Genomic DNA, 4,084 nt, shown 5'->3' with positions numbered 1-4,084 from the left:
GGGGCCATTGGCGCGGCGCGCTGGCCACCACGGTCTCGCATGACAGCCACAACCTGACCGTGTTCGGCCGCGACCCGGCCGACATGGCGGCGGCGGCCAATGCGGTGATCGCGGCCGGCGGCGGCATGGCGGTGGCCGAGGGCGGCGCGGTGACCGCGCAGGTGGCTCTCCCGGTCTGCGGCCTCCTGTCCGACGCCCCGGCGGCGGAGGTGGCGGCCGATTTCGCCGCGGTGAAGGCGGCGGCCGGCCGGATCGCCGACTGGCAGCCGCCCTACCGCACCTTCAAGGCGGTGGTCGGCGCCAGCCTGGCCTGCAACCCCGGGCCGCATGTCACCGATCTGGGCCTGGCCGACGGCAGCACCGGCGAGATCCGGCCGCTGGCCGCCGCCCGCTGACGCCGGTCATGAAAATGGGGATGCGTGGTGGGCAGACCACGCATCCCCACCGGCCGGACACGATCGCAGCCTAGGAGGGAAAGAGACAGAGGCCGTTGGAAGCGGTCGGTCGCATCCGGTCATCCATGTCCCCGCCGGAACGGCTCGATCCGGGCCTCAGAAGGCCACGTTGAGGCCGGTCAGCAGGTTGGCGTTCTCGAAATCCTTGCCCACGCGGAAGTTCTGCTTCTCGTAGATCACCTCCGCATAGGTGTTGAGGCCCGGGGCGATCGTGTAGGTCAGGTTCGCGCCGGCGAGGTGGTTGTCCTTCAGGTCCGTCGCGTTGGTGTAGGGTTGCACCAGGCCGTTGTTGCTGCCGGCCCAGGTATAGCCGTAGGACAGCGAGGCCAGGAACGGGCCCCAGGTGTAGCTGACATCGCCGACCACCGAGTCCACCGACTTGCTGGTCAGGTACAGGCTCGAATAATGAGTCCAGTCCACGCTGGCGGCGATGCCGCCCGACTTGACCCGGCCGCCGAGGGTATAGGCCTCGAGGTCGTGATGCTCCGGATTGTTGTCGGTGGAGACGCCGTTGCCGTAGGCAGCCGTGGCGGCGAGCCGGAGATCGACGCCGCCGCCGATGTCGCCCTCCCAGTTCACGCCGCCGGTGACGACGTTCTCGTACAGCGTGCTGGCGTCGTTGATCAGGTCGTTGCGGCCGCCATTGCCGGCATGGGTCGCGCCGCCCACCACCGGGGTGAAGTCGACGCCGAAGCTGAAGCCGCTGAGCGTCGGCGAGGTATACTTGATGCGGGTGTCCTGGTTGGTCAGGCCGCCGAGATAGGTCGGGTCGATCGAGTAGAAGTTGCCGCCGCCGAGCGGGAAGTCGCCGTCCAGCAGGTCGCCGAAATCGCCGCCGCCGGCGCCGATGTCCCCGGCCAGCTCGTCATGCGCGTAGACATAGCCGAAATCGTCGGCGATGGTCGGCGCGTCGCCGAAGGTGATCGTGCCGAAGCTGCCCTTCACATAGGCGTAGACGCGCGAGACCTCGACATTGTCGCGCCGGTTGATCGAGTCGAAGCGGATGCGGCCGCCGTATTCGAGGCCGGAATCGGTGACGTTCTTGACGTCGAAGATCAGCCGCGCATCGCTCTGGAAATCATAGTCGCGGTCGAAGCTCGAGTGCTGGGTGTCGGTCAGCACCAGGGCGGATTGCGCGGCGATGAATCCGCTGATCTTCAGCTGCAGCCCGGACGTCACGTTCTGATCGGCGGCCGAGGCCGGCATCGCACCGATCAAGGCGGCAGCGGCCAGCGCCGTACCGCCCAGCAGGACCTGCTTCATGCTTTTCCCTCCCAGGGTCCGTGTCGCCGGAGGCACGGTCGGGCCGGCTCAATGGCCGTGTCGGCCGGTCTCCGCGACGACCGGAACCGTAGGCCTGCGCTTTGATCGTCACATACATACAAAAATGTATATTTCGAGCTTGGCCGGGATCCGTGGCCGGAAGGACACACCTCCGACCGCCCGCGCCGGGTCGCGACCGGACCCGCTGTTGCACATTTGCCGGACTTAACGCTTGACTCCGTCCATAATGGACGATCACAATCAAAATCCAGGTTCCCAAGAAACGATCGAATGATTGTCCAGTGTCGGACTGACGATCATTCGGATGCGTGCCGCGCGATCGTGGAATGGTGAAAAAGAAGGCATGATGTGCCGAAAATCGGCACATGGCCTTCCTCGATCGGAATTGTGTCAGTTCTTCCGGAACGGGGAGGAAATGATACACAGGACACCGCTCGAACCGTCGCTGTGGTACGCCACGGCGGCCCCGGCGCCGGAGACTTCGGCGTTGGACGGAACTGTCGACGCGCCGGTCTGCGTCATCGGCGCCGGCTACACCGGCCTGTCCACCGCGCTGCATCTCGGCGAGCGCGGCGTCGGCGCGGTGGTGCTGGAGGCGCAGCAGATCGGCCATGGCGGCTCCGGCCGCAACGCCGGCCACTGCACCCCGACCTTCCATGTCCATGAGATCGCGACCGTCCGGCGCATCCTGGGCGAGCCCTTCGCCGAACGGCTGATCGAGCGGCAGACCAACGCCGCCAACCTGGTCTTCGACATCATCCGCCGCTATGGCATCGACTGCGAGGCGGTGCAGACCGGCTATATCCACGCCGCCCACGCCACCGCCGCCCTGGCGAAGCTGGAGCGGCGGTGCCGGGAGTATGCGGCGGTCGGCAAGGCCACGCGGATGCTGGACCGCGACGAGGCCCAGCGCCTGACCGGGTCGCCGCGCTTCTGCGGCGGCTGGATCCATCCGGAGGGCGGGCATCTCAATCCGCTCGGCTATGCCCGCGGCCTCGCGCGGGCGGCGATGTCGCGCGGCGCCCGGGTCTTCACCCGGTCGCCGGTCATCGCCATCCGGCCGCAGGGCGGGCGCTGGCGGGTGGAGACGCCGACGGGATCCGTCCTCGCCGACAAGGTGGTGTGCGGCACCGGCGCCTATACCGACGGCTACTGGCCGGGGCTGGAGCAGAGCTTCGCCCGGCTCGGCGTCGCCGTGCTGGCCACCCAGCCGCTGGGCGACAATGTCCGCCGCACCATCGCGCCGGAGAACAACACGGTGGTCGACAGCCGGCGCGACATCTCGATCTGGAAATACGACAAGGACGGGCGGCTGGTGACCTCGCTGTTCGTCGAGGGCAAGCGCGGCACCGACGCGGCCTATACCCACGATCTGATGCGCCGCAAGCTGCAATGGCTGCTGCCGCAGCTCGGCGACATCGAGTTCCAGTACAGCTGGACCGGCGCGCTCGACATGCAGCCGCGCACCTTCCCGCGGCTCTACGGCCTGGCGCCGGGCGTGGTCGCCTCGCTCGGCTATTCCGGCCGCGGCGTGCCGACCGGCACGATGATGGGCACGGTGCTGGCGGAGTGGGCGACCGGCACGAAGCCGCAGGACCTCGCCTTGCCGGTCGAGACGCTGCAGCGCGCCCCCGCCTATATGCGCTTCATGCCCCGCGTCATGCTGGCCTGGTCGCGGATCCGCGACCAGCGCTCCGCCCGCCGCGACGGCCTCGACCCGCCGCCTTTCTGACCATGCGGACCCTCGACGTGACCCACCCCAGCGAAACCAAGGACGGCGATGCCCGCCATGAGCGATGGCCGAGCCCGGCCGCGGCGCAATCCGCAGATCCCGAAGACGATCGACTTCTCGGACATCGACTTCGACATCTTCACCGACCTGCTCAGCTTCTACGTCCGCACGGTCAACCTGCTGGTCAGCCGCGACCTGGACGGGCAGATGGAACCGCTGCAGGTGGCCGGCGGCACCGGCAAGATCTCGACGCTGCTGCTGGTCGGCCGCAATCCCGGCATCCGGCCCTCGGTGCTGGCGCATTTCATCCTGAAGGACCGCTCGGCGATGGGCCGGCTCCTGGACCAGATGCAGCAGGCCGGCCTCATCGAGCAGAAGATCGCGCCGGAGGAGCGGCGGGCGCGCGAGCTGTACCTGACCGGCAAGGGCCGCCGCCTGGCCGAGCAGGTGCGTGCCGTCGCCCGCCGCCAATCCGCCGAGTTCTTCTCGATGCTGAGCGTGGCGGAGCAGGCCGATCTGCTGCGCATCCTGCGCAAGGTCTATGTCGGCCATGTCGAGCAGGCGCCGGTGGGCGACTGACCTCTCCGGCTTGTCTTCTTTTTAGTCCCCCCTC

4 protein-coding genes are annotated in these 4,084 nt (G+C 68.2%); 3 read left to right on the top strand and 1 reads right to left on the bottom strand.

Going from position 1 to position 4,084, the window contains the following annotated elements:
- A partial coding sequence (locus P409_RS28330; protein ID WP_034846297.1) for an adenine deaminase C-terminal domain-containing protein occupies nucleotides 1-395 on the top strand: 395 nt, incomplete at its 5' end.
- Nucleotides 396-551: 156 nt separating this feature from the next.
- On the opposite strand, the gene P409_RS28325 is transcribed toward P409_RS28330, so the two are convergent.
- Entirely contained in the window at nucleotides 552-1,718 is a 1,167-nt protein-coding gene (locus P409_RS28325) for a porin (RefSeq protein WP_034846295.1), read from the bottom strand.
- 436 nt (nucleotides 1,719-2,154) lie between these two features.
- Between P409_RS28325 and P409_RS28320 the strand changes: the two genes are divergently transcribed.
- Nucleotides 2,155-3,471, top strand: coding sequence for an NAD(P)/FAD-dependent oxidoreductase (locus tag P409_RS28320; protein WP_034846293.1), 1,317 nt, complete (start codon nucleotides 2,155-2,157; stop codon nucleotides 3,469-3,471).
- 57 nt (nucleotides 3,472-3,528) lie between these two features.
- Nucleotides 3,529-4,050: a MarR family winged helix-turn-helix transcriptional regulator gene (locus P409_RS28315; protein ID WP_152613587.1), complete on the top strand. Its 522-nt coding sequence runs from the start codon at nucleotides 3,529-3,531 to the stop codon at nucleotides 4,048-4,050.
- Nucleotides 4,051-4,084 lie beyond the last annotated feature (34 nt).

Source organism: Inquilinus limosus MP06 (genome assembly GCF_000767795.1).
Taxonomy (GTDB): domain Bacteria; phylum Pseudomonadota; class Alphaproteobacteria; order DSM-16000; family Inquilinaceae; genus Inquilinus; species Inquilinus limosus_E.
This window is presented reverse-complemented; position numbering and strand designations above follow the sequence as displayed.